Source organism: Paraburkholderia sp. UCT31 (assembly GCF_014397655.1).
Classification (GTDB): Bacteria; Pseudomonadota; Gammaproteobacteria; order Burkholderiales; family Burkholderiaceae; genus Paraburkholderia; species Paraburkholderia tuberum.
Window position 1 is genome coordinate 85172 of sequence record NZ_VZQP01000003.1, and the last position, 26730, is coordinate 111901.

General features: G+C 66.4%; 18 protein-coding genes, 2 pseudogenes and 1 riboswitch. Of the genes and pseudogenes, 13 read left to right on the plus strand and 7 right to left on the minus strand.

Going from position 1 to position 26730, the window contains the following annotated elements; translation table 11 throughout:
- Positions 1-36: 36 nt before the first annotated feature.
- The 3 genes and pseudogenes from F6X40_RS43435 to F6X40_RS02770 form a co-directional block, all read left to right on the plus strand.
- Positions 37-227 (plus strand): annotated as a pseudogene (locus F6X40_RS43435) (IS6 family transposase); the annotation flags it as partial.
- Between the two features lie 508 nt (positions 228-735).
- Complete coding sequence (locus F6X40_RS02765) at positions 736-2082, plus strand: acyltransferase family protein (RefSeq protein WP_187626743.1); 1347 nt, start codon at positions 736-738, stop codon at positions 2080-2082.
- Positions 2083-2105: 23 nt separating this feature from the next.
- A pseudogene (locus F6X40_RS02770) lies at positions 2106-2282 on the plus strand (ubiquinone-dependent pyruvate dehydrogenase); the annotation flags it as partial.
- A 67-nt stretch (positions 2283-2349) separates the two neighbouring features.
- Here the strand turns inward: F6X40_RS02770 and crcB are convergent.
- From crcB to F6X40_RS42100, 3 genes are all read right to left on the minus strand, one after another.
- Positions 2350-2730, minus strand: a complete 381-nt coding sequence (gene crcB / locus F6X40_RS02775) for a fluoride efflux transporter CrcB (RefSeq protein ID WP_187626744.1) — start codon at positions 2728-2730, stop codon at positions 2350-2352.
- A gap of 72 nt (positions 2731-2802) precedes the next feature.
- A riboswitch (Fluoride riboswitch) is annotated at positions 2803-2864 on the minus strand.
- 77 nt (positions 2865-2941) lie between these two features.
- On the minus strand, positions 2942-4129 hold the full coding sequence (locus tag F6X40_RS02780) for an ammonium transporter (protein ID WP_090804085.1): 1188 nt from the start codon (positions 4127-4129) through the stop codon (positions 2942-2944).
- A 245-nt stretch (positions 4130-4374) separates the two neighbouring features.
- Complete coding sequence (locus F6X40_RS42100; protein WP_260336579.1) at positions 4375-4509, minus strand: hypothetical protein; 135 nt, start codon at positions 4507-4509, stop codon at positions 4375-4377.
- Between the two features lie 52 nt (positions 4510-4561).
- Here F6X40_RS42100 and F6X40_RS02785 point away from each other — a divergent pair, with 52 nt between their 5' ends.
- Positions 4562-6331 carry a sensor histidine kinase gene (locus tag F6X40_RS02785; protein WP_187626745.1) on the plus strand — a complete coding sequence of 590 codons (1770 nt, stop codon included), beginning with the start codon at positions 4562-4564 and terminating at the stop codon, positions 6329-6331.
- A 42-nt stretch (positions 6332-6373) separates the two neighbouring features.
- Here the strand turns inward: F6X40_RS02785 and F6X40_RS02790 are convergent, their stop codons facing one another.
- Together F6X40_RS02790 and F6X40_RS02795 are read right to left on the minus strand one after the other, a co-directional pair.
- Positions 6374-6697 (minus strand): hypothetical protein, encoded by a 324-nt coding sequence (locus F6X40_RS02790; RefSeq protein ID WP_090804088.1) that lies wholly within the window; start codon positions 6695-6697, stop codon positions 6374-6376.
- A 272-nt stretch (positions 6698-6969) separates the two neighbouring features.
- Positions 6970-7827: an oxidoreductase gene (locus F6X40_RS02795; RefSeq protein ID WP_187626746.1), complete on the minus strand. Its 858-nt coding sequence runs from the start codon at positions 7825-7827 to the stop codon at positions 6970-6972.
- 321 nt (positions 7828-8148) lie between these two features.
- On the opposite strand from F6X40_RS02795, the gene F6X40_RS02800 reads away from it, so the two are divergent.
- From F6X40_RS02800 to F6X40_RS02815, 4 genes are all read left to right on the plus strand, one after another.
- Positions 8149-8613 (plus strand): hypothetical protein, encoded by a 465-nt coding sequence (locus F6X40_RS02800; RefSeq protein ID WP_187626836.1) that lies wholly within the window; start codon positions 8149-8151, stop codon positions 8611-8613.
- Positions 8614-8703: 90 nt separating this feature from the next.
- Entirely contained in the window at positions 8704-9153 is a 450-nt protein-coding gene (locus F6X40_RS02805) for an Rrf2 family transcriptional regulator (RefSeq protein ID WP_187626747.1), read from the plus strand.
- 180 nt (positions 9154-9333) lie between these two features.
- On the plus strand, positions 9334-9981 hold the full coding sequence (locus F6X40_RS02810; protein WP_187626748.1) for an NAD(P)-dependent oxidoreductase: 648 nt from the start codon (positions 9334-9336) through the stop codon (positions 9979-9981).
- 118 nt (positions 9982-10099) lie between these two features.
- On the plus strand, positions 10100-12904 hold the full coding sequence (locus tag F6X40_RS02815; protein WP_187626749.1) for a mechanosensitive ion channel family protein: 2805 nt from the start codon (positions 10100-10102) through the stop codon (positions 12902-12904).
- Positions 12905-12935: 31 nt separating this feature from the next.
- Here F6X40_RS02815 and F6X40_RS02820 read toward each other — a convergent pair whose 3' ends face one another.
- Positions 12936-13604 (minus strand): cysteine dioxygenase family protein, encoded by a 669-nt coding sequence (locus F6X40_RS02820; protein ID WP_187626750.1) that lies wholly within the window; start codon positions 13602-13604, stop codon positions 12936-12938.
- Positions 13605-13742: 138 nt separating this feature from the next.
- On the opposite strand from F6X40_RS02820, the gene F6X40_RS02825 reads away from it, so the two are divergent.
- Both F6X40_RS02825 and F6X40_RS02830 read left to right on the plus strand, forming a co-directional pair.
- Complete coding sequence (locus F6X40_RS02825) at positions 13743-14228, plus strand: Lrp/AsnC family transcriptional regulator (RefSeq protein ID WP_090804098.1); 486 nt, start codon at positions 13743-13745, stop codon at positions 14226-14228.
- A 286-nt stretch (positions 14229-14514) separates the two neighbouring features.
- Positions 14515-14724 carry a hypothetical protein gene (locus tag F6X40_RS02830; RefSeq protein ID WP_184029963.1) on the plus strand — a complete coding sequence of 70 codons (210 nt, stop codon included), beginning with the start codon at positions 14515-14517 and terminating at the stop codon, positions 14722-14724.
- Positions 14725-14743: 19 nt separating this feature from the next.
- Here the strand turns inward: F6X40_RS02830 and F6X40_RS02835 are convergent, their stop codons facing one another.
- On the minus strand, positions 14744-17296 hold the full coding sequence (locus F6X40_RS02835; RefSeq protein WP_187626751.1) for an FUSC family protein: 2553 nt from the start codon (positions 17294-17296) through the stop codon (positions 14744-14746).
- Positions 17297-17509: 213 nt separating this feature from the next.
- Between F6X40_RS02835 and recC the strand changes: the two genes are divergently transcribed.
- The 3 genes from recC to F6X40_RS02850 are packed head-to-tail and all read left to right on the plus strand — an operon-like array spanning position 17510 to position 26705.
- Positions 17510-20902, plus strand: coding sequence for an exodeoxyribonuclease V subunit gamma (recC, locus tag F6X40_RS02840; RefSeq protein ID WP_187626752.1), 3393 nt, complete (start codon positions 17510-17512; stop codon positions 20900-20902).
- Positions 20899-24618 carry an exodeoxyribonuclease V subunit beta gene (recB, locus tag F6X40_RS02845; protein ID WP_187626753.1) on the plus strand — a complete coding sequence of 1240 codons (3720 nt, stop codon included), beginning with the start codon at positions 20899-20901 and terminating at the stop codon, positions 24616-24618. Before recC ends, recB begins: the two co-directional genes overlap by 4 nt.
- The gene (locus F6X40_RS02850) at positions 24615-26705 is read left to right on the plus strand and encodes an AAA family ATPase (protein WP_187626754.1); all 2091 of its coding nucleotides are present in this window, start codon (positions 24615-24617) and stop codon (positions 26703-26705) included. The genes recB and F6X40_RS02850 overlap by 4 nt, the downstream gene beginning before the upstream one ends.
- Positions 26706-26730 lie beyond the last annotated feature (25 nt).

The window sequence follows — 26730 nt, forward strand, 5'->3', positions numbered from 1 at the left end:
TGTCACGTTCGCGCGCTGGTCAGCTACGATGACGTGATGAAGAAGACGAAATCGCTCTACCATGGCCATCGATTCCCGGCGTCAGTCATCAGCCACGCGGTTCGGAGGTATTTCCTCCGCTTTCAACTCAGCCTTCGCGACATCGAGGAGCTACTGTTCGAGCGCGGCGTGGTTGTCAGCCGAATCGATCCGGCGGTGGACGGACAAGTTCGGCGCCGGTTTTGCGCATCAGGTCAGGACTGCCCGTCGCAAGCCGGGCAGCACATGGCCCGCGAAAACAGAGATCCCTGAGCTGGCGAATGTGAAGCACGTGTTCGTCAAGGCCTGCGCCCGCGTGAACAACCGCGCTGAAAACAGCCATCAACCCACGCGCGAACGCGAGCGCCGGATGCGAGGGTTTCGCTTGCCCGAACGCACGCAGTCATCTGCTGAGCGCCTCGCTCTATCGCAAACAGCTCGCCGCGCGATTTGAAGCGTGGCGTCTCTTCGCCGGCATTGCCCAAGCTCCGTCCACCGTGTTCTGAGACACGCCTATTCGTTGCGTTTTTTTACATCGCAGCTCTGCGCAATTATTTTGTCACTGTTTTCTCATTAACGGGATGGCGGGCGGAGAGACGCGCGCGCTGGTTTCGGGCGATCTTCGCACACAGTGGTTTTTTTGCAGCTGCAATTGGTGCGGAAGCGCACATACCGGTTGCCGCGCCTCCATGAATCATGCTCCGCATATCGAGCCGCGTGAATGCTTTCAATTTAAAAATTAAAGAATATAAAAATGAAAGGAAACGCAATGAAGAGATATTTCCACGTAAGAAAAAGGAAAACAAAATGAAGGCGATGCTCCCGGGGCTGGACATCCTGCGGTTCCTGCTGGCCTGCTATCTGGTCGTCTTCCACACGCTCGTCATTTACCCCGAGGCGAGGGCGATGCCAATGGCCGACTTCTTCAAATTCGGCGGCTGCGCGACGAGTATCTTCTTTATTCTGTCAGGATTCATTCTATCGCACGTTTCGGTGGAAAAGAAAACTGGCGAAGCGATGAAGGTTTCGGCGTCGAAGTTTTTTATCAACCGTTTTAGCAATATTTATCCCATTCACATTGTTACGTTAGCGCTGAGCGTTGCATTAATGGCTGTGAATTCCCATCCCTTCGACACCGAACTGAGCAACCTCGATTCAGCACCGCCGATTGTGCACACCATGAGCGGTGTGGAAGTGGCGGTCAATGCGGTTTTACAGATTCTGTTATTGCAGGCCTGGAATCCCTTTTATCTGTCATTCAACATTCCGTCGTGGTCGTTGTCGACGCTGTTTTTTTTCTATTTATTGTTTCCGGCGCTCGCGCCACGCCTGCTGTCGATGCGCTTGAAGTCCACGATGCTGATGGCGATGTGGGGCGCCAGCCTGTTGCCGGCCGTGATCGTCGTTGCAGGCGGCTGGTATCAGGTGTGGCCGATCGGTGTGTTGCATACCAATCCGCTGGTGCGGCTTCCGGAGTTTCTGGCGGGCATTCTCGCTTACGGGATATTCGAGGCGAACGCCGAAAGCATTACCGGCATGATCGCGAGTTGCCGGTGGATCATATTCGCTGCTACAGGGGCACTTTTCATCGGCGCTACTTTTCTGTTTACGGCGGGAATGCGTTCGTGGGAAGTACTTCTTCACAACGGCGCACTCTTGCCCGCGCAAGTCGCGGTGATTTTTGTTTGCGCGAGCGCACTGCAAAACGCGTCGCCGCGCGTGGCCGCCTGGACGAGACGGCTCGGCAACGCTTCGTTGTCGATCTTCGCGCTGCAATACCCGCTATTTATCGGCTTTCTCAAAGTGCAGAAGCTGCTTGGTATTCCGTATTCGCTGTTGTCATGCGTGCATCGACCGCATGTTTGCCGGGAGGCGGCAAGCCAGGTGCCCATGCATTTTTCCGCCTATCCGGTCTATCTGATCCTGGTGCTGGTGGCGTCGGTGCTGTTTCAGGAGCGGGTCGTGGTGCCGCTCAGGACCAGGCTGCGCCGCGTGCTGAAGAGCCGCTGGGACGCAGCGCGGCCCGCGCCGCTGCCTGCGACGTCGGTGCCGAAGACACAGTGAGACGCGCTGCCGGCCAGGTGCAGGCGTTTGCGCATCCCGGTCCCGCACTCGTCGATGTGATCACATCGAAGCATGAGCTTGCCATGCCTCCGAAGGTGGAACTTGCCCATGCGAAGGGATTCAGCCTTTATATGCTGCGTGCGATATTGAACGGACGCGGCGACGAGATCGTCGAGCTGGCTCGCACCGAGCTCAGATGAAAACAGGCGCGAGCCCGATTGCCGACGGCTCGGGCCCGCGTCCGTGATCCTCGTCAACGTGTGCGCCTCAGCGCGCCAGCAACGAAACCGTCGCGATGCCGAGAATCGTCATGATCAGCGAAGTGCTCAGGTGAATCGCCACTTCGCCCGCCGCCCAGCCGAACCGGCCGTCCTGCAGACGCTGCACGACCTCCGCGGAGAACGTCGAGAACGTCGACAGCCCGCCCATCAGACCGGTGATGACGAACAGCCGCCATTCCGGCGTGAGCTGGGGCACACGCGCGAAGCCCGCGACCGCCACGCCGATGATGTAGCCGGCGATCACGTTGGCGGCGAGCGTGCCGAGCGGCAGGTCGCTAAAGACCGGGTTAAGTCGAATGCCGAGGAACCAGCGAAACAGCGAGCCGAGTGCGCCGCCAAGCGCGACAGCGAGAAAAGACCAATACATGGAAGAGGATCGAAACCGGAATGTCGACAGACCGGTCGATGCGGGCGAGTTGATGCCGCGTCCGCATAACCGGGCGTAGCAGGCATCATCAGCCCCAAGGGCGGTTAATGGAGAATGCCATCTCCAGCCGCGAAGTCTAACATCGGCTCGCGCATTTGGGGACAGGCGCGGGATTCGCGCCTCTCCTGTTTCCCGCGAGCGCCGCCTTCGTTCACTCCGGCGTTGCCGAAATCTTGTGAATCGACAGATCGGCGCCGTTGTATTCCTCTTCCTGGTCGAGGCGCAGACCGACCGTCATGCGGATCACGCCATACACGACCGTGCCGCCGAGCCCCGACACGACGATTCCGCCGAGCGTGCCGATGACTTGCGAGGCGAACGACACACCGCCCAGCCCGCCGAGCGAATGGATGCCGAAGATCCCGGCCGCGATGCCGCCCCATGCGCCGCACAGCCCATGCAGCGGCCACACGCCGAGCACGTCGTCGATGCGCCAGCGGTTCTGCACGCAGGTGAACATGTAGACGAACAGCACGCCGGCGATACCGCCCGTGACCAGCGCGCCGAGCGGATGCATGATGTCCGAGCCCGCGCACACCGCGACGAGCCCGGCGAGCGGGCCGTTGTACGTGAAGCCCGGGTCGTTGCGGCCCGCGAACCACGCGCTCAGCGTGCCGCCGACCATCGCCATCAGCGAATTGACCGCGACGAGGCCGCTGATCTTGTCGAGCGTCTGCGAGCTCATCACGTTGAAGCCGAACCAGCCGACCGTCAGCACCCATGCGCCGAGCGCGAGAAACGGAATGTTCGACGGCGGATGCGCGGCGATACCGCCGTCGCGGTGATAGCGACCGTGGCGCGCGCCGAGCAGCAGCACGGCCGGCAGCGCGACCCAGCCGCCGAACGCGTGCACCACCACCGAGCCCGCGAAGTCATGGAACGGCGCGCCGAAAGCCTGCGTGAGCCAGTCCTGGATGCCGAAGCGGTCATTCCACGCGATGCCTTCGAAGAACGGATAGATGAAACCGACCAGCACGAACGTCGCGAACAGCTGCGGATTGAACTTGGAGCGCTCGGCGATGCCACCCGACACGATCGCGGGGATCGCGGCGGCGAACGTCAGCAGGAAGAAAAAGCGCACGAGCGCATAGCCGTTGTGCTGGGCGAGCGTCGCCGCGCTGTCGAAAAACTGCACACCGTATGCGATCGTGTAGCCGATGAAGAAGTACGCGATCGTCGAGACCGCGAAGTCCACCAGAATTTTGACCAGCGCATTCACCTGATTCTTCTTGCGCACGGTGCCAAGCTCCAGGAAGGCGAATCCCGCGTGCATCGCCAGCACCATGGCGGCGCCGATCAAAAGAAACTCGGTATCGGCGCCGTATTTCAGACTTTCCATCGATATGTCCCGCTTATGCCAAAAAAGTGCGCTATGTCAGCAAGAAGCGGGCCAAAGCTGTGCTGGTCGCGTCGACACGGTGCAATCGGGCACCGGGATGGGCATCCGGTGGGTTTTGAGCCATGCGCCGCCCGAGCGCGTCATGCACCTGAACAGAGATGAAGAGCACAAGAAAAGTGCATAAATCGACGCCCTTGCGCAGATTGACCCAGACGAGGGCGAAATATTCGATGTAAATTACATTTTCATTCGAAGTCCTGACGCAGCGAGATGCTGGTCGGGCGCGTCGATGCCCATTTCTGGCGCACTGTGCGCGAACGGCAGAAGCTGCCGTCGACGCGTTCGTGCCCCTCTTTCTTTTCCCGCGCAAACGCCGACATAATGTGCCGACTCCGTGCACGATCCGCCGGCCAACCCCTCCCATGGGCACGCATGAGACTGACCACTAAAGGCCTGCTTCTGATCGCGATCCCGGCCGTTTTCGAACTCGCGCTGCTCACCGGTGTCGTGAAGGCCCAGGCGGATGCGACGATGGCCGAGCGCTGGGCGATGCATAGCGAGGAGGTGTTGCGCCAGACCACGGAGATTCTCGATCCGGTGCTGGCCGAATCGGTCGCGCTGCGGGGCGCGGTGCTCGCCAACGACGCGCATTTCACCACCCCGATCGCGGTATGGATGGACGTCGACCGGCGCATCGACGAGCTCGCCGAACTCGTCGCGGACGATCCGGCGCAGGTCGAGCGCGTGGCCGAGGTGCGCCAGGCGGTGCAGACGTACCGCCAGTGGTCCGACCGGATCCAGGACATGCTGCACGCCGGGCGGCGCGGCGAGATTCTCGCGCGCTTCCACGATCTCGCCCAGGCCGACGTGCTCGATCATTTCCGTGTGGAGGTGACCGCGTTCCAGGCCGAGGAGCGCCGTCTCGATAGCTCGCGCTCGAATGCCGTCGCCGCCGTGCGCGAACGGGAACAGACGCTGATCGTCGCGGCCGCGTTGGGCTCGCTGGTGTTCGTCGCGCTCGCCGTCTGGATGTTCACGCGCGGTGTGCGCGGCCGGCTCGCGCTGCTGTCCGACAACGCGGGCCGGCTCGCCGGCAACGAGCCGCTCGCGCCGCTCGGCGCGGGTAGCGATGAAATCGCGCGGCTCGATCTGACCTTGCACGAGACGAGCCGCCGACTGCTCGAAGCCGAGCGCATCGAAGCTCGCTTTCACGCGGACCTCGAGCGGCGCGCCGCCGAGCTCGCGCGCAGCAACGAGACGCTGCGCCAGCAGACCCAGGAAAACGAAATGTTCATCTACAGCGTGTCGCACGACCTGCGCGCGCCGCTCGTGAACCTGCAGGGATTTTCCAGGGAGCTGATTCGCGCAAGCGACGAGTTGCGCGACGCGGTGCGCGGTTCGTCGCTCGCGATCAGCACGCGCGAGCGGATCGAGCGCCTCGTCGACGAGGACATCGGCGAGGCGCTGCACTATCTGCAGACCGCGGTGCTGCGCGCGTCGCACATCATCGACGCGCTGCTGCGGCTGTCGCGGGTCGGGCGTGTCGAGTACCGGCGCCAGAATGTCGATGTGCGCGACATCGTGCAACGTGTCGTCGATGCGATGCAGGGCTCGATCCGTGCGCGGCGCGCGCGCGTGACGGTCGGCGAACTGCCCGCGGTAAGGGGCGATCCGACCGCGCTCGAACAGATCTTCGCAAACCTGATTGGCAACGCGGTCAACTATCTGGACCCGGCGCGCGAGGGCCGCGTCGAAATCGGCACGACGCCTGCGCCGCCGGGCGTGCATTCGCTGCGGATCTTCTACGTGCGCGACAACGGCCTCGGTATCCCGGCGATCGCGCTGCCGCGCCTGTTCACCGCGTTCCAGCGGCTGCACGGCAATGCCGCGGCCGGCGAGGGCATCGGCCTCGCGCTCGTGCGGCGGATGGTCGAGCGACATGGCGGCCGCGTGTGGGCGGAATCGAAGGAGGGGGTGGGCACGACGTTCTATCTGTCGCTGCCAGAGGCGGGTGCCGCGGGCGCGAAACCGGGCGCGAAGCCGGCCGCGGCTGGCGCGGCTGCGCTCGCCGCGGCGGGTCCGGCTCCGGCGGCGCGCGGTGCGCGTCAGAGTGTGCCGGGCGCTGCGGGACCAGGCTTGGGCGCAGGCAGCGGGTCGTCCGCGCGTTCGATCGACGCGGTGCGAGGAATCAGCGCGCGGTAGGGGGCGCTCGATCGTGCGGCGCGGATGGCGCTCGCCCGCGCATCAACCGGCGAAAATCCGCCGCGGCTTCAGCAGTCTTCTGCCGCGCACCGACCAGTAGCAACCGCATGCCAGCAGCACGGCGATGCCGGCGAACGTTTCGGCCGGTGTTGGCCGAATGCCCGCAAGACCCTCGACGGCAAACAGGCCGTGCGTGACACCGAGCAGCGCCGCCCACAGTGCACACGCGGCCTGCATCAGCAAACGGGTCCCTTTCATATGCCGAGCGCGGGTGTCGTGCGACCAGGTGGGCAGCCGGCGCGCGCAGAAAAAAACGATCGCCATCAGCATGATGACGAGGGTGACGATCCAGTCGATCAGTTTCATCGAAACAGCACTCCCCAAAAGCAGCCGCGACTATAGGGAGGTGTTTCGCCTGCAACTGTCGGAAGATTCTGAATTGTGGGGCGATGTTGAGGCGAGCGCCGCTGCAAGTCGACGCTCGTTGCTGCACGTGGTCTCGGGGCTCGGTGCGCGATCCGCGTGCCGCCCAGCTGCGAGTACATCGATGTGCTCGCCAGATTGCATCAATCCTCGCAGGGTTCGGGCGCAATGCCAGAACAGCGGCTCAACCCATGCCGAACCGCCGCTTTCCTCACTCAGGCAGCGAAGTCGGTCGAAGACGACAGCTGTTTCCACGTTTCCGTTTCCTGCGTCACATAAGCGTTTTTCGCAGCGATGGCGGCCAGCGTGTCTGTCCCAAGCGGCAGGCGCAACGGCGGGGACGCCGCGTCGACCAGCGCGATCATCGCGGCCGCAAGCCTGGTCGGGTCGCCAGGCTGCTTGTGATTCAATTGCATGGCCTTGCGGCGAACCGCACCCGAGGTTTCGTCGTAATCGTCGATCACCTCGGGCGCCACGACCAGCGAGGATGCATCGAGAAAGTCGGTACGAAAATACCCCGGCTCGACGACTGTCGCGCGAATGCCCAGCGGTCTCAACTCGGCATGCAACGCTTCCGTGATGCCTTCGACGGCGAACTTCGTCGACGAATACACGCCAAAGCCCGCCGCGGCACGATAGCCGCCAATCGATGAAACATTGATCACGTGGCCCGAGCGGTTCGCGCGCATGGTCGGCAATACAGCGCGCGTGACGTTGAGCAAGCCGAAGACATTCGTGTCGTAGATGCGACGCACCTCGTTGTCGGCGGATTCTTCCACCGCGCCAAGGAGACCAAACCCGGCGTTGTTGACCAACACGTCGATGCGGCCGAATTTTTCAATCGCGGCCTGCACCGCCGCCTTTGCCTGGGCCTCGTTGGTCACGTCCAGCTCCACCGGCAGCAACGCAGCCGACTCGCCAAGACGCTCGCTGATCGCCGCGACCTTGCGTCCGGCGGCCACCACCGCGTTGCCGTCCGCGAGCGCAGCTTCAGCTATCAACGCGCCGATGCCTCGCGATGCGCCGGTGACGAACCATACCCGCTTGAAACCACCCTGTTGAACGTTAGCCATGATGTCTCTCCTGCGTGTGTGATGAAGTGATGCCATCGTAAGCTCGGCGATTGACACAAACTAGCCGTACATGATTGGCGACATAATCAACTTTTATTTGCTAATTGGGGCTTCGCAATACTGCCGCGGCAAGAGGCGCGCGACGAAGACGATCGTTGAGGAAAGGGTCGCCTTTTGAATCGCGCGGACGTCAGCTCCATCAGGTTCGACAGAGCCGCGACCAACTCGCCGGGGCAATCCGAAGCGGGCGCGCGGCGCAACGGCGGTATCATGGGCACGTCTTCGCATGTGCGAGCCGCCCGACGCGGCTCCTTCCAGATCATGATTTCATCTGTTTCCTCATCGTTATTGCGCCGCGCGGCGGTCGTGGTCCTCGTGTTCGGCACGCTGGCCGCGTGCCAGAAGAACGACGCGTCGGCCGGCCAGGTCGCGGGCAAGCTGAACGACGCCGCGCAGCTTGCCGGTCAGAAGCTCGATCAGGCCGCGAGCTACGTCGGCCAACAGGTCGACGCGACCAAGGACGCCGCGCAACAGAACCTCGACTCGGCCTCCGCGCCGTCGCTCAAGATCGACCCGGCCGCGCTCGCGTCGAGCGCGCAGGCCAACCTGCAGAACGCGGCGAGCGCGGCCAACGCGCAGCTCGGCAAGGCCGCGTCGATCACGGGCCAGGGCCTCGAAACGGCGGGGCGCAAGCTGCAGGCTTGGTCGGCGCAGAATGCGGGCGCGTCGGCTTCGTCGACTGCATCGACCGATTCCGCCGACGCGCAGAAGCAGATGGATAAATGACCCGCGCCGTTCGATCCGGTTTCGCCGTTTGACATTAGCTTTATATGTAATTACGATGGATACACATTGTCGTTTCGGGACGGATCTGCCGTGAACACGAGTAGCCGGTTTGCCTTTGCCGTGCATGTGCTCGCGCTGTTGTCGCTACAGGGCGGCGTGCCGTTGTCGTCGGAGATGATCGCGGGCAGCGTGAACACCAATCCCGCGCTCATTCGCCGGCTTCTGAGCATGCTCTCCGACGCCGGCATCACCACCTCGCAGATGGGCGCCGGTGGCGGCGCGTTGCTTGCGCGGCGGCCGGAACGAATCACGTTGCTCGAGGTCTATCGCGCGGTGGAAGACGCACAGTTGTTCGCGTTGCATCGCGAGGAGCCAAATCCAGCGTGCATGGTGGGGCGCAATATCCAGAGCGTGTTGAGCGGGATCATCGACGAAGCGCAGCAGGCAATGGAAGCGACGCTGGCCGCGCGCACGCTCGCCGACGCGACCGCCGACGTGGTCCGCTCGGAGAAGCAGCGCGAGCGCAAGCGCCGTGCTTGAGCGTGTCTTCGCGCGCAAGACGCGGCGGCGGTGAACGATAGAAGCGCAGTGTCGTAGGGCGCGGGTCGAACTATTCCGGCACGTGTGCCAAACAAAGGAACGGGGTGAGCGCCCCGCTTTTTTTCTCGTTATATGTAACTATAAAAGTTACATATAAGACAACCTGAGGAGTACGCTGATATGAGCAAGCAACTGAAGATCGCCCTGTTTGGCGCGACTGGCATGATCGGTTCGCGGATTGCCGCGGAAGCCGCGCGTCGCGGGCATCAGGTGACGGCGCTGGTGCGCGATCCGGCGCGCGTGCCGACCGGCGTCGCGAATCTGCATGCGGCGCAGGCCGATCTGCTCGACGCCGCGAGCGTCGGCGCGGCGGTGCGCGGTCACGACGTGGTCGCAAGCGCGTATGCGCCGCCGCAGGGCGATCTCGCCACCCTGACGCAAGCGACACGCGCGCTGGTCGAGGGGGTGCGCGCGGCGGGGCTGAAGCGCGTCGTCGTGGTAGGCGGCGCGGGCTCGCTCGAAGTCGCACCGGGCAAACAACTGGTCGATACCGACGGCTTTCCGGACGCGTACAAGGGTATTGCACTCGCGCACCGCGACGCCTTCGAGCACTACCGCGGCGTGACCGATCTCGACTGGACGTTCTTCGCGCCAGCCGCGCTGATCGCGCCGGGCGAGCGCACCGGCAAGTTCCGCACGGGCGCGAACACGCTGATTGCGGACGCGGACGGCAACAGCCGCATTTCGGCCGAAGACTACGCGATCGCGTTCGTCGACGAACTGGAGCAGGGCCGCTTCATCCGCCAGATCGCGACGGTCGCGTACTGACGAGCGGCGGTTCGAATTCGCCGGCCGCGCAAGCGTACTAACATTCGGTTACGCATGTTCGGCCGCGCCGGGCGAAACTGCGGCTACACTGGCGTCTGCCGTTTTCTCACGGATTGCCATGCAGTCATGCCCGTCGCGGCGTGAGTCCGAGGCTGCGCCGTCTGACGGCGGGCAGCAGCCGGCGATTCTCAGCGCCCCCCATCTCTCCTCCGCTCACACCGCTCGCGACACGGCCAGCGGCGACGCCCGCCCGCGCGCGAGCACAGATGCCGTCGGTTGGTTTGCCGCGCTGCTGTGCGCCGCGCTGATTCTGTGCCTTGGCGCGCTGCCGCGCATGGCGCAAGCCGCGGGCCCCGCGGTCGGTGGCGGCACACCGGTGATCCCGGCATTGCAGAGCCTGATCAACAGCGCGACGGTGAACGCGACGCCGGCGTCCGCGGCATCGGGGGCGTCGGCGCCCGAGGCGGCGTCGGCGCCGTCGCCCGCGAGCCAGGCGGAGCTGGCGCGCTCGCTCGACAGCGTGATCGCCACGCTCGACAACGACCGCCAGCGCAGCGCGCTCGTTGCCCAGCTGAAAAAGCTGCGCGACGTGTCGCAAAGCGCCGCGCAAAACGTCGGGCCACCCGCGCCCGCGTCCGCGCAACCTAGCCCGGGCCTGCTCGGCGCGATCGCCTCGGGCATCGCGTCGTTTGAATCCGACGTGCATCAGGGCCGCACGCCGGTGCGCTACTGGAGCGGGCGCGTGACGGCGGCCGGCAACGAGCTGTACACGATCGTCTCGGGCCAGGGACACGAGGGTGTCGGCACGATCCTGTTGGCGATGCTGGGGATGCTGGCCGGCTGGGGCGCCTGTGCCGGCGCGCTGATCTATCTGCAGCAACGGCTGCACCGGCGCTTCGGTGTCGAGCTGGTGCTGCGGCCCAATCCCACCACGCGCGAGCTGCTGATCTTCGCGTTGCGCCGCGTCGGTCCGTGGATCATCGCGTTCATCGCGGCGCTGCTGTTCATGCGCGCGATGCCCGATTCGCTCGGCCGCACGCTCGGCATGGTGGTCGCGTATGCGATCGTCGCGGGCGCGGTGTTTTCCGCGATCTGTCTGATCATGTTTTCGCTGTTCGGCTCGGGCCACCGCCGCGTCGCGGTGCGCCTGCTGATCGATCACGCGCGCCGCGTGCTGTTCGTGATCGGCGTGTGCGGCGCGCTCGGCGACGCAGCCGTCAATTACGACGTCGAGCATCAGCTCGGCACCAACCTCGCCGCGCTGATTTCGACCGCGGCCAACATGACGGCCGCCGTGCTGACCGGCTATTTCGCGCTCGCGTTTCGCCGGCCGGTCGCGCATCTGATCCGCAACCGGCCGTACGAACAGCGCAACGACCACAAGGCCGCGACCGATGCGTTCGAGGTGCTCGCCGCGCTGTGGCACGTGCCGGTGCTGGTGCTCTCGGCCGCGTCGGTGGTCGCGACGCTCGGCGGCTCCGGCTCCAGCGAAAACGTGCTGCAGATCTCGATCGTCACCGCGCTGCTGCTGGTGCTGGCGTTCTTCCTGTCGGCGATCGTGCTGCGCATGACGCGGCCGCGCAGCGCCCGCGCGCGGCGCCGCTCGCCGTATCTGACGCGGCTGCTGCGCTTTTGCGGCACGTTGCTGACATTGTTCATCTGGCTGTTTTTCTTCGAATCCGCGGCGCGTCTGTGGGGCGTGTCGCTGGCCGCGATGATCGAGAGGAACGTGGCGGCACGCGGCATCGCGCATGCGATGACGGCGATCGTCGCCACCGTGTTCATCGCGTGGCTGCTGTGGATTCTGGTCGACACCGCGATCACCGAGACGCTCAATCCGGGCAGCCCGCGCAACAAGGCGCGCAGCCCGAGCATGCGCGCCCGCACGATGTTGCCGCTGGTGCGCAACGTGTTGCTCGTCACGATCATGACGATCGGTGCGATCGTCACCGCCGCGAACCTCGGCATCAACGTGACGCCGCTGCTCGCGGGCGCGGGCGTGATCGGTCTGGCGATCGGTTTCGGCGCGCAGTCGCTGGTGACCGACCTGATCACCGGCCTCTTCATCATCATCGAGGACACGATCTCGGTCGGCGACTGGATCGACGTCGATGGCGGGCATGCGGGCACGGTCGAGCATCTGTCGATCCGCACCGTGCGGCTGCGCGACGGGCAGGGCGCGATCCACGCGATTCCGTTCTCGCAGATCAAGATCGTGAAGAACCTGTCGCGCGATTTCGCGTACGCGGTGTTCGAGGTGCGCATGTCGTTCTCGACCGATGTCGACGAGATCACGCAGCTGATTCGCGAAGTCGGCGCGGAGCTGATGGCCGACTTCCGCTACCGGCGCGAGATGCTCGGGCCGATCGAGGTGTGGGGCCTCGACCGCTTCGATCCGAACTGGATGGTCGTCAAAGGGCAGATCAAGACGCGGCCGCTGCAGCAATGGAGCGTCGCGCGTGCGTTCAATTTGCGGCTCAAGCGCAAGATGGACGAGGCCGGCATCGAGATTCCGGTCGCGCATATGCGGGTGTACACATCGTCGAAGGATCGCGAGGGCGAGCCGCTGCGCGACGATGAGATAACCGGGTTCGTCGCGCCTGTGAATGCCGGTGCCGATGACAGCCGGCATGCGCATGGCGAGGCGCAGCAGCCGGCGCGGGACGGCGAGCGCGGCAAAACCCGTCAAAGGGCGCATGAACCCACTCGCGAAAGAGACCGCGAAGCGGCGCACGAGTATCCGCGCGAAGCTGAGTATGAGGTGGGCGTCGTTGGCCCGTCGGCGCGCGCGTCGACACAGGTGCCGCTTGCGCCCGCCCGTGACGTGTCGCACGAACCGCGTCCGGCGCCGCCGACGACCGGACAGACCGCGCCGATTCCGCCGCAGATTCCGACGGCGGGTGATGTGGGTGGGAAGAATTGAGGCGGGGGTGTGTTTGGGGGCCGTGCAACCGTCAAACCATCTCTGCCGCGTCGGCCATGCGCACGATGTCGTTCACGTGCGTGCCGATCCGCGCGCCTTCGACGCCATAGATATGCAGCGACACCGCCGGCGCATCACTGCTGTTGCCAAGCCGATGAATCGCAGCACGGCCGCCGCGCACGAACGACACTGCGCCGCGTTTGCGCGTCTGAGCGCGCAGCGCGCTCGCGCATTGATGCGCGTCGTCCCATTCGAAGACCGTTTCGCTCAGCTTGCCCTCGACCACCGCGTAACCGCACCAGGTGTGATGCGCGTGCACGGGGCTCGCCTGGCCGGGCTGCCAGACCAGCGCGGCAATCGCATAGCGGCCTTGCGGATCGGCGATGAGCAGATGGCGCCGATAGGTGTCGGCGGAACCTTCGCGTTGCATCGGTGCGAGCAGCGCCGGGTCGGCGGCCGCCTCGGCGAGCGCGAGCCGCATGGTGCGCGCGAAGAACGTCGAATGCGACGGTTCCGGAAATTTCGCGCAGGCTTCGAACATCGCGTCGAGCGTGTCGCACAGGCGCTCGAGCGGTGTGCGCCCGATCTCGCCCAGCGTTTGTGTCGGTAACGCGGCCGCTTCAAGTCGGGCCGGGTCCGGCAGCGACTTCAGGTAGTCGGGAAGGTGCTCGAAAGCGGTGGCGCGAAGGTCGTCGCTCATGGTTTTATTGCAGCGCGGGCGCTGCTGTTCGGCAATTTTCGGTATCGATATTTATACCGGTTTTCCCGGAGAAAGAGTTTCCATATAATTCCCTCGACCGTCAGAAAAGTAGAATAATTTCCTATGAGGGGTGGTGGTATGAGTATGGATATCATCGATCGGAAGCTGCTCGAATTGCTGCAGGCAGACGCGACGATGCCGATCGCCGAACTCGCGCAGCGCGTGAACCTGTCCCAGACGCCTTGCTGGAAGCGGCTGCAGCGCCTGAAGGAGGCGGGGGTGATTCGCGCGCAGGTGGCGCTGTGCGACGCGCGCAAGCTCGGGGTCGGAACCACGGTGTTCGTGGCGGTGCGGACGAATCAGCACACGGAGACATGGGCCGCCGCATTTACGCAGGCGGTGCGCGATATTCCGGAAGTGGTCGAGGTCTACCGGATGAGCGGCGAGACCGACTATCTGCTGCGCGTGGTGGTCTCCGATATCGACGACTACGACCGGATCTACAAACAGTTGATCACGGCCGTGCCGCTGTACGACGTGAGTTCGAGCTTTGCGATGGAGCAGATCAAGTATTCGACGGCGTTGCCGGTGCGGCCGGCTGTGACTGTCACAAATAACGGCTGACGCGCGACATGCGATGGGGCGGTGACGAACGAACGGAACACGGGTTCGCTACGATGGCGACGTGGTCGATGCATTTAAGGCGACGGGACAGCACAGACCAAAATCACCAGCAGCGACACGAGGCAGACCGGGTGCCGTCAGGAGCGCCGCTTGCCGCCTCGACAGTAAACGCGCCACAGCGCATCCGTACTGCTCCCCCGGCTGCAAGCCGCGTGCAAGCCCACGGGGCGTAGAATGCCGCCTTCTCCGACCCATCCGCGACTGCGTCGCGAATCGAGCCCGCTTCATGACCAGACCGCCGCGCAAGAAGAATCCGACCTTTGGCATCTCCGTCTTTATCGTGGTGGCGATCCTGCTGGTGATTGCCACGCTGTTCTATAACGCGATCCGCGAAAAGCACGAGTTCGACAGCCAGTCCACGCAGGTGCCGCCGGTGGCTTCGCAGGCAGCCGCGGCGGCCACCGCGATGAAACCGGCGAGCGGCGCCGCGCAATAACGCCCGCGCGCTTCCTGCTTCACTCCTCCGGCAGCCGGATCATGCTCGCGTCTTTGCGAATCTGCGCGGACGCCGCGAGCATCTGCTTGCATTGATGCGCGAGCAGCTTCGTGTCATGCACGGCATCGGCCGTATAGTCCGGCGATTTCTCCGTTTCGACGACCATCGCATCGAGCTCGCGACTCATCAGTTTGATCTGCTCGCCCTGCTCGGCGGGCAACGCGGTGCCGGCTTCGGCGGCGCTCAGGTTGTCGCGCACGAGGCTCAAAGCGCGCTGCAGCGGCTGTAGCGAGATATCCTCGACCTGGTGCTGCTGTTGCGCGGAAGTGCGCAACAGCGGCGCGGCGGCCGTGATCTGCGACGCGAGCACATGGCTGCGCACCAGCAGACCGTTCAACTCCGGCACGAACTTCTGCGCGGACTTCGGTTCGAGCATCATCCGCTGGAACGCCTGACCGAGATTCGCGAACGCAACGTGAACGTTCTTGCGCGCGAGCCGATAACGGTAATCGCGGTCGAGCGCGGTCGCCGCGGCGGCAGCGGCGACCGATGCACCGCTTGCCGGCCGCGCGGTCGCGTTGCGGATCGTGGTGGTGTCATGGCTGGCCTCGTCCGCGTTCGCCTCGGCATTGGCGTCGGCGACCGGCTGTGCCACGCCGGCGCGCCCAGCGCCGCGCGCACCGACGCCACCCGCCACTTCGGCACCGGCACCGGCACCGGAGCCGGAGCCGGAGCCGGAGCCGGCGACGGCGACGGCGAGCGCCGGGCCGCCAAAGCCGATCGCCGGATCCGCCATCGCCGCCGCCGGCGCGCGCGCGCCCGCTTCGGTCACGGCCGCGATCACCGCCGCGGCCGGTTTGCCGCTCCACCACCAGCTCGCTTCGAGATACTGCCGCGTCGCGCTGATCATGTTGTTGACGAGCTTGCCCATCAAGCGGTACTCCCAGTACGGGAACAGGTGGCTTGCCGCGATCGCGATCGCGCAGCCGACTACGGTGTCGATCGCGCGCTCGCCGATGATGCGCATGCTGCCCGGCGCGAGCAGATGGAACAGCAGCAGCACATACGATGACGTGAACACGACGCTCGCCGTGTAGTTGAACAGCAGCAGGCTGTAGCTCATCACCATCGACGCGAACATCACGACCATCAGGATGTGCGGCTCCTTCACGAAGATGATCAGCGTGATGCTCGCCGCGCAGCCGATCAGCGTGCCGATGATCCGCTGCCCATTGCGCTGCTTGGTCAGCGAGTAGCCGGGCTTCAGAATGATCACGGTGGTCATCACGATCCAGTACGCGTTCGTGAGCGGCAGCAAGCGGCCGAGCCAGAAGCCCACGGCGACCGCGATCGTCACGCGCAACGCGTGTCGAAAGCTCGGCGAGGCCATTGTCAGATTCGACAGGATCTGCCCGAACGGCACGCGCCGGCTCGACACGAAGCGGCTCAGCGCCTGGTCGATGCGCAGTTCGGTTTCGGTCGGGCTCGGCCCGGTGGCAAGGCTTCGGCGCATCTTGTCGATCAGCCGCGTGGCGCTCCAGATGCGGCGGAAATTCGACGACACGGCCGAATACGCCTCCGGGTTCTGCGTCGGCAGCTCCTGCTTGCGCATCAGTTCGATTTCATACTCGATCGCGCGCAATTCCGCCTTCACGTTCACGCGCATGCGCGGCGCCTGGTTCTGCAGCACCGCGAGGCCGATCTCCTCGAGATCTTCGGCCGCCTTGCGGATCAGATCGCGATAGAACACCAGCAGATCGGAGCCGCCGAACGTGCTGCGCACGAGCGTGTAATCGGTTTGCGCGCCGACGAACAGCTCGTGCAGATCGACGCTATTGATGAACAGGTTGTAGAGCATCGCGCGGCGTGGTTCGAGCTTGCCGCGCTTCAACCTGGGCAGATTGCGCAGCACCATGTCGCGCGCGGCGTCCTGGCGATCGACCGCGGAGATCTGCTTGTCGACGAGGTTGCGATAGCACTCGTCGAGATCGTTGTCGAGATCGTAGAAGGCCGCGCGCGCGAGCAGATAGTCCGCGCACGCGAACACGCTTTCGGCGAGCGCCTGCTGCTCGATCCGATGCATCATCCAGCGGCTCACGAAGGTCGACCAGTACGTGTACCAGAGACCGCCGAGCAGGATCCACGACGCGTTGACGAGCGCCTGCAGCGGCGTGAAGTGTTCCTCCAGCGTCATGATCATCATGAACAGCGTCGCGAAGCTGATCTGCGGCCAGCGATTGCCGTACACGACGATCAGCGACAGCACGAACGTGAGCGGCACGACCGTGCACCACAGCGCGATCGGATTGACGGTGGCGAGGCCGGTGGCGAGCGCGGACAGAAAGCCGATCATCGAGCAGGCCAGCATCTCGTTGTGCTTGTACTTGAGCGGGCCCGGCATGTCGACGACGCAGGCGCCGAGCGCGCCGGTCGCGATCGTGAAGCCGAGGTCACGATTGTGAAACACGATCAGGCACAGGATCGCCGGTAACGACACGCCGACCGCGATGCGCAGGCCGCCATAAAAATACTGGCTATAAAGGAATTTTCTTATTTCGACCGAATAGCGCATCGACTACCTGAATCCATTCACCGAGAAAACCGCAGTTGGAAAGACAGCGCGAAACTGCCGTCGAGTCTAACTGATTTTGCGCGCGTTCTGACCTCGTCCATTCGGCGAGGTTATGCCTTGGGGATGGGTTTGTTATGCTGTCGCTTCAATGTCCGCCGTGGCTCGCGCGCATCGCTCGCGGGCCATCAGCGTGCCAAATGTGATCTGGAATCCATGCTTCAGCTCTTCTACTCGAACCGCTACGAAACGCTGGTGGGCGCGCTGCTCGGCGACCTCGCGCAAGCGCCGTCCGACCCGTGGACCGCGCGGCCCGTGATCGTGCCGAGCGCGGCCGTGCGCCGGCGGCTCGAGCTCGATATCGCCGCGCGCCAGGGCATCTGCGCGAACGTTAACTTTGGTTATCTCGCGCAATGGCTGTGGGCGCAGATCGGCGGCGTGATCGAGGTGCCGAAGCATTCGCCGTTCGCGCCGGACCGGCTCGTGTGGCGCTGCTACCGGCTGCTCGACGACTCAGACGAAGCGCTGCCGTGGAACGCGTCGCCGCGTCTGCGCACCTATCTCGATGCGGCCGACGCGTCGATGCGCTACGAGCTGGCACGGCGCGTCGCGACCGTGCTCGATCACTATCTCACCTATCGCCCCGAATGGCTGCTGCAATGGCACAAGGGCGGCTCGATCTTCGCGAGCGGCGCGGCTGACGACACCGGTCCGCGTCTGACCGGCGCGAGCGACGCGGCGCGCGAGGACGAGCGCTGGCAGGCGGCGCTGTGGCGCGCGGTGCTCGCCGAGCTCGCGCAAGCCGGCGGTCATGCGCACACATCCGAGGCCGCGCTGCCGCCCGCGTATCGGTTCCTCGATGAAATCGCGGCGCTCGATCTCGAGGCGATCTCGAACGCGCGATGGCCCGAGGCGGTCAGCGTGTTCGCGCTGCCGACCATGCCGCCGCTGCATATCGCGTTGCTGTGCGCGCTGTCGCGCTGGATCGACGTGCGTCTGTACGTGATGAACCCGTGCCGCGAGTTCTGGTTCGACGTGGTCAGCGAAGGGCGCGTACAGGCACTCGACGCGGCGGGGCAGCTCGACTATCAGGAAGTCGGTCATCCGCTGCTCGCCGAATGGGGCCGCCAGACTCAGGCGCAGCTGCATATGCTGCACGAGCTGACCGAAAGCGCCGCATCGGCCGAGACCGGCGACTTCACCGAAAACCCGGAGCCGAGCTGGCTCGCCGCCGTGCAGAACGGCATCCTCGCTTTGCGCAATGAGGCCGATGCCGACGAGTTGCCCATCGAGCGCGGTATCGAGGTGCACGTCTGTCATAGCCTGTCCCGGCAGCTCGAAGTGCTGCACGATCGCCTGCTCGGCTGGTTCGACGAATTCGACGATCTGCAGCCGTCCGACGTGCTGGTCGCGGTGTCCGATCTCGCGGCGGCCGGTCCGCTGATCGATGCGGTGTTCGGCACCACGCCTGCCGGCGACACGCGCCGCATTCCGTACCGCATTACCGGCCTGCCGCCGTCGCAGGCCAATCCGGTCGCGCGTCTGTTGCTCGACTGGCTCGCGCTGCCCGAGCGCAGCGTCGGCGCGCCGGATCTGATCGAATGGCTGCGCGTCGATGCGGTCGCGGTGCGCTACGGCATCGATGCGAATTCGCTCGAAGCCGCGCAGGAATGGCTCGCGGCCGCCGGCGCGCGGCGCGGGCTCGCGCCGCTCGAACCGTTGGGTGAACACGTGCCGGTCGCGCGTCATACGTTCGCCGATGCGCTGACGCGCCTGTACCTCGGCTACGCGATGCCGGCAGGCGGCGAACCGGTCGATGCGTGGCTGCCGGTCGAAGGCGCGGGCGGTTCGGATGCTGAACTGCTCGGTCGTCTGTCGCGTTTCGTCGACGACATCGACAGCTTCGCGGCGAGCTGCGCGATCGAGCGCACGCCGTCAGACTGGTCGCAACTGCTGCTCGAAACGCTCGGGCAGTGCTTCGACGGCGGCGTCGAGTTCGCCGATTCGCTCGCGGCCGTGCGCGACGCGCTCGATGCGATGAGCGCCGCGATGCAGGCCGGCGCGCATGATGTGTTGCTGCCGGCGTCGGTGGTGCGCACCGCGCTCACCGAAGCGCTCGACGACCCCGCACGCGGCGGCGTGCCGTGGGGCAGCGTGACGTTTTCTTCGCTGACGAGCTTGCGCGGTTTGCCGTTCCGCGTGGTCTGCCTGCTCGGCATGGACGACGGCGTGCTGCCGTCGCTCGCGCGTGCCGACGAGTTCGATCTGATGGCCGCGTTTGGCAAGGCCGGCGACCGTCAGCGCCGCGACGACGAGCGCAATCTGTTCCTCGATCTGCTGCTCGCCGCGCGCGAGCGGCTCTTCATCGCCTACACGGGCCGCAGCATTCGCGATAACGCGCCGCTGCCGCCGGCCGCGCTCGTCGACGAACTGCTCGATCATCTCGCGCAGGTGTCGGCGGGCGAGGACGCGAGTCCGGCCGAGGTCGACAGCGCGCGGCGCGAGTTCATCGTCGAGCATCCGTTGCAGGCGTTCGCGTCGGACTACTTCGCGGCGAAGCCCGACCTGTTCACCTACGACGCCGATCGCGCCGAACTGGCCACGCTGCTTGCCGAACCGCAGCATGCCGCCGCCACGCCGTTCTTCGATCAACCGCTGCCGCCGGAAGATATGCACGAGGTGGAGTTCGACGACTTCGTGCGCTTCTGGCGTCATCCGGCGCGCGCACTGCTGCGCGACCGGCTCGGAATCGCGTTGTCGGATGCGCAGGGCGAGTTGCTCGACACCGAGCCGTTCGATCTCGACTATGCGGGCCGCGACGCACTCGCCGAGCGCCTGCTGCCGGTCCTGCTAGACGCCGGCACCGACGACGAGGTGATCTATAGCCGCGTGCAGCGCGTCGCCGAGGCGAGCCCCGAGTTGCCCGGCGGCGCGACCGGCGCGGTCTGGCGCGCGCGCGAGCTGTCCGCGCTGCGGCAGTTGGCGCAAAGCGTGCGGCGCGAAGTGGCCGCGGGCGTCGAGCGTTTGCCGTTCGTGCTCGACGTCTCGCCGCGCTGGCCGCAAGGCGGCGATGGCACCGACGGCGCCGTCTCCCTGTTTGGCGACTACGACGCGCTGTTGCTCGAGTCCGCCGAAACGCCGCTGCATTTGCGCGGCACGTTGAACCTGCTGACCGGAACGGGACAAGTGATCTTTCGTTATGCCAAAGCCAGCGCGCGCGACTATCTGTCCGCGTGGCTCGCGCATCTGGTCTATTGCGCGGCGCAGCCGGACGGCCCGCGCCGCACCGTGTGGCACGGCAGCGGCGAGCGCTTCGAGCTCGCGCCCGTCGCGGCTCCGCTCGACGAACTCGCGCCGTTGGCTGCGCTCTTCAATGCCGGCCGCCGGCTGCCGCTGCGCTTCTTCCCGAAAAGCGCATGGGCGCGGCTCAGCGAAAGCGAATCGGCGGCGCAAGGCGTATGGGTCAACGACCGCGTGCGCGGCGAATCCGACGACCCCGCGTTGCGCATCGCGCTGCGCGGCACACCGCTCACGCTCGACGAGCCGTTCGGCAGCCTCGCCGCGATCGTTTTCAAGCCACTGATCCAGCATTTGCGGAGCGCCTCATGAGCGACGCGCTGCGCCATCAAAGCCTCGCCGCCGACGAACTCGACGTGTTCGCATGTCCGCTCGACGGCGTGAACCAGATCGAAGCGTCGGCGGGCACCGGCAAGACGTGGAACATCTGCGCGCTGTACGTGCGGCTGCTGCTGGAAAAGAACCTGAACGCGGATCAGATTCTCGTCGTCACGTTCACGAAGGCCGCGACCGCGGAGCTGCACGAGCGCATACGCGGCCGTCTCGCGGAACTGCATCGCGCGATCGAGATGGACGACGACGGCGACGATCCGTTCATCCGCCGGCTGTTCGAAACGACGCTCGCGCCGGAGCGCGGTATCGAGCGCGAGGCCGCGTTGAAGGTCGTGCGCCGCGCGCTGCGCACGTTCGATCAGGCCGCGATCCACACGATCCACGCGTTCTGTCAGCGCGCCTTGCAGGAAGCGCCGTTCGCGGCCGCGATGCCATTCGCGTTCGAGATGGAAGCCGACGACGCGGCGCTGCGTTTCGAACTCGCCGCCGATTTCTGGCGCGAGCAGGTCGAGCCGGTCGCGCATGCGCATCCGGCGTTCGCCGCGTGGCTGGTGGCCAAGCGCGCCGGTCCCGCGTCGCTCGACGAGCAGCTGGCCCGGCGCCTGAAAAAGCCGCTCGCGCAATTGCGCTGGGGCAGCGTCGACGCGGCCGGCGCAAGCGCCGATCCGCAGGCCGGCTTCGATGTCGCGTGCGCGATCTGGTGGGCCGAACGCGACGCGATCGTCGCGCTACTGGCCGAGGCACAGGAGCGCCTGAGCAAGACCACGCACAAGCCCGATCACGTGAGCGCCGCGATCGCCGCGTGGACCGACTACTTCGCGCAGGGCGATTGCCATGCGCCGCCGCCGCGCGCCGCGCTGAAGCTGACGGCGTCGGCGTTGAAGAAGGCAACCAAGGTCAAGTTCGAGCCGCCCGCACATCCGTTCTTCGAGCATGCCGACGCGCTGGCCGCGGCCGTGGTCGCCGCCGAGGCCGCGCAGCGCGCGCGCTGGCTCGCGCTGGTGCAGACATGGCTCGACTACGCGCCGGCCGAGTTGGTGGCGCGCAAGCGCACGCGTCGCGTTGTATCGTTCGACGATCTGCTCGCGAATCTGTATCGCGCACTGGCCGGGCATGGCTGGCTCGCCGATGCATTGCGTAGCCGCTATCCGGCCGCGCTGATCGACGAGTTCCAGGACACCGATCCGCTGCAATTCGCGATCTTCAGCCGCATCTTCGCGCCGGCGGGACCGCTGTTCCTCGTCGGCGATCCGAAGCAGGCGATCTACAGTTTTCGCGCGGCGGATCTGCATACGTATCTCGCGGCGCGCGAGTCGGCGTCCGCGTGCTACACGCTCGCGGTCAACCAGCGTTCGACCGCACCGATCGTCGAGGCGTGCAACCGCATCTTCGAAGCGAACCGCCAGGCGTTCGTGCTCGACGGGCTCGACTATCAGCCAGTGCGTGCGGGCGAGCGGCGCCGCGCGCCGTTTACCGATCCCGACGCGAGCGGCGGCGATTTCCGCATCTGGACGTTGCCGCGCGGCGCAACGCCGCTGGACAAACGCAGCGCGCAGCGCGCCGCGAGCGAAGCGTGCGCGGCCGAGATCGTGCGGCTTTTGCGAGGGGCGCGCGAAGGTGTCGTGACGATCGGCGACAAGCCGCTCGCACCGGGCGATATCGCCGTGCTCGTGCAGACGCACAGGCAGGGCAGCCTCGTCAAACGCGTGCTCGCGGCGTGGGGCGTCGGCAGCGTGGAGCTTGCGCAGGCGTCGGTGTTCGCGACGCTCGACGCCGAGCAGATCGAGCGCGTGCTGGCCGCCATCGACACGCCCGGCGATCTGCGTCGCCTGCGCGCCGCGCTCGCCACCGACTGGCTCGGGCTCGATGCCGCCGCGCTGTGGCGTCTCACGCAGGTCGCCGATGCGCCCGCGGCCGCGGCCGTTGACGAACCCGCGCCGGCGCTCGACGCCGCCGACGCGATGGGCTGGGTCGAGCGTTTTTCGCGCTACCGGATGCTGTGGCACGAACGCGGCTTCGCGGTGATGTGGCGCACGCTGATGCGCGAGCTGCGCGTCGCGCAGCGGCTCGTCGCGGGTGTCGACGGTGAGCGTCGGCTGACCAACGTGAACCATCTCGCCGAGCTCGTACAGGCGCGCGCGGCCACCCAGCCCGGCATCGCGCCTACCTTGCGCTGGCTCGCCGCGCAGCGCGAGCAGGGCGGCGGTGACGAGGCCCAACTGCGGCTCGAGTCGGATCGCAACCTCGTGCAGATCGTCACGGTCCATAAATCGAAGGGACTCGAATACGCGGTCGTGTTCTGTCCGTTCCTGAACGATGGCGGCTTGCGCGAGCCGCCCTCGTCGGGCTTGCCCGATGCGCGCGAGTATCACGACGACAGCGGCGACGCGGTGCTGCACTACGGTTGCGACGAAGAGGAAGCCGAGCGCGCCTCGCGTTACGCGGTGCGCGAGCAGGCGGCGGAACGCGCGCGGCTTGTCTATGTGGCGCTCACCCGCTCGGTGTATCGCTGCTACCTGGTCGCGGGCACGTATCTGTCGTCGCGCTCGACGAAGGAGTCGCGGCGCAGCGTGCTGAACTGGCTCGTCGGCGGCAGCGGCCACACGTTCGACGCCTGGCTCGCCGAGCCGCCCGACGAAGCCGCGCTCGCGGCGAGCTGGCAGGCGCTCGCGGGCGGACCGGTCACGTTGCGGGCGCTGCCCGAAGTGACGCGCCGCGTACCGCTCGAAAGTCTGCGGGATCAGGGCGCGCATCTGCACGCGCGCGCGAATCGGCGGCCGTTGCGCGATCAGTGGCGCATGGCAAGTTTCAGCGGGCTGATCGCGGCCGGCGGCAGGAGCGGGGATGCGCACGCGCCGCAGGAAGACGTGCGGCCCGACCACGATGAAATCGCCGATGCGCTACCCTCCGCGCCGCTGCTCACGCCGCTCGCCGCGGCGAGCGCCCCGGCGCATGCCGACGACGACATCCTCGCGTTCCCGCGCGGCGCGGCGGCCGGCGATTGCCTGCATCGGATGTTCGAACTCGCCGATTTTACCGAGGCGCGCACCTGGCCCGACGCGATCCGCGGCGCGCTGCGCGAGCGTCCGGCGCCGGCCGCGCCCGAGCTCGCCGCGCGCTTGCCCGCGATGATGCATCGGCTGATCGCCGACGTCGTCTCGACCGAACTCGTGCCGGGCATGACGCTCGCGCGGCTCGATCCGCGTCGGCGCCTGAACGAACTCGAGTTTCTGTTCGCGGCCCCATCGCTGGATTTTCGGGCGCTGCGCGAGCTGCTGATCGAATACGGCTATCCCGACGTCGCGCTGGAGCCCGGCGTGCTGCGCGGGTTCGTCAAAGGATTTATCGACATGATCGTCGAGCACGACGGCCGCTTCTGGATCGTCGACTGGAAGTCGAACCATCTCGGCGACACCGCCGCCGACTACGCGGCCGCGCCGCTCGAAGCGGCGATGACGAGTCACGCGTACCACCTGCAGGCGCTGCTTTATACGGTCGCGCTGCATCGCTATCTGAAGACGCGCGTGCGCGACTATGCATACGACACGCATATCGGCGGCTACCTGTATCTGTTCGTGCGCGGCGTGCGGCCCGACTGGCGCGATGTCGACGGTGCCGCCGGTGTGCACAGGCGGCGTGCGCCGTTCGAACTGGTGGCGCTGCTCGACGCGGCGATGATCGGAGGTGGCGCATGAGCACGCCCGGCACGCTTGATGAGCGCGCGGCCGCGCCGCTCGGGCTCGAAGACATCGGCGTCAACCTGCCCGCGCCGGCCGATTTCAGCATCGCGCTCGCCGAAGGGTTCGCGCGCCGTATCGGCATGCTCGCGCGGCGCGGTGGCGCCTCGACCGAGGTGGTGAAGTGGGCGGCGCGCGGCGCGTTCGCCGCGAGCCGCGCGACCGCCGAAGGGCACGTGTGCGTGCCGCTCGCGACGCTCGCGCGCCGCTTCGACGCGTCGAGCGCCGAAGTGCGCGCGGCGCTGCTCGCGAGCGGCATGGCAAGCGATGGCGCAGCGGACGCAGCGGGCGCGGCGGCGTTGCGCCCGCTCGTGATCGACGCGCAGGGGCGTCTCTATCTCGCGCGCTACTACGACTACGAGCGGCGCCTGGCCCACGCCCTGGTCGCGCATGCGACGGGCGAGGCGAGCACCGCGAAGGCCGACGCCGACACCGCCCCCGCCGCTTTGCGCGAACGCCTGCTGCGCTACTTCGGTCCGCCGCGAGACGACGACGTCGACTGGCAACGCGTCGCGGCCGTGATGGCGCTGTCGGGGCGGCTGACGATCGTCAGCGGCGGCCCGGGAACCGGCAAGACCACGACCGTGGTCGGCGTGCTTGCGTGTCTGCTCGATGCGCGGGCCGATTTGCGCATCGCGCTGGCGGCGCCGACCGGCAAGGCGGCGCAACGGATGCAGGAAGCGTTGCTCGCGCGCGCGGGCGACCTGCCGCCCGAACTCGCCGCGCGTTTGCCGCAGACCTCGTACACGCTGCATCGATTGCTGGGGTCGGGGCCGGGCGGGCGCTTCCGGCATCATCGCGATAATCCGTTGCCGTATGACGTGGTCGTGATCGACGAGGCGTCGATGATCGACGTGGCGATGGCCACGCATCTGCTCGACGCGATCGGGCCGCAAACGCGGCTCGTGATGCTCGGTGACAAGGACCAGCTCGCCGCGGTCGAAGCCGGCGCAGTGTTCGCCGAACTCAGCGCGCGGCCGGCGTTGAGCGCGCGCGGATTGCAATGGGTCGCGCAGGCGCTCGACATCGACGAGGCGCGGCTCGAGCGGGCTTTGCCGCGCGCGTTGCGTGAAGTCGATGAAGCACCGTTGGACGATTTATTTGCGCCGCCCGAGACGCCGCAAACCTTCGAGTCACCCGCGTCGGGCGATCTGTTCGGTGACGGCGTGACATCGGCGACTGGCGAGCAGGCGGATCGCGATAAGCGATCGGCGATCGAACGCAACCCGCTCGCGGACTGCGTCGTCTGGCTCGAGCGCAACTACCGGTTCGGCCTCGAGTCGCCGATCGGCCGTTTGTCCGTCGCGATTCGCAACGGCTCACCGAGCGCGGCGCTCGACGTATTGGAGATCGACCCGACCGAGGTCTGCGCCGCGGCGCTGCACGAGGACGCTCACACGACGCTGGCCCAGCGCACCACCGCAAGACTTGCCGGTGGCTTCGCGCCGTACGCCGACGCGCTTGCCAGGGCGCTCGCCGTCGATACGCCCGATCCAGTGCCGCTCTTCGACGCGCTCAACCGCTTCCGCATCCTCTGTGCGACGCGGCTCGGACCTCGCGGCGTCGATCAGGTCAACGCGGCGATGGCGGCTGAGGTGCGCCGCGCCGCGGGCGTCACGCTCGCGGTCGGCGCGCAGTGGTTTTCCGGACGTCCGGTGATGGTGACGCGCAACGATTACGCGCTGGGTCTGTTCAATGGCGACATCGGCATTGCGCTGCCGGGCGCGGGTGGCGCGTTGCGCGTGTACTTCCGCACCGGCGACGGCGGTGTGCGCGCGGTGTCGCCGGCCGCGCTGCCGCCGCACGACACCGCGTTCGCGCTGACGGTCCACAAGTCGCAAGGTTCGGAGTTCGAGCAAGCGGTGCTGGTGCTGCCGTCGGCGTTCAGCCGGGTGTTGTCGCGTGAGCTCGTGTATACGGCGATTACTCGCGCGCGCGAACGCGTCGAGGTGATCGGCGCGCGGGCCGTGCTCGCGCAGGCGATCGCGACGCCGACGCAGCGTGATTCGGGGCTGGCCGCGCGGATTGCCGAAGCATCGCGTTGATCGCGCGGCAGCAGGCAGAAAAAGC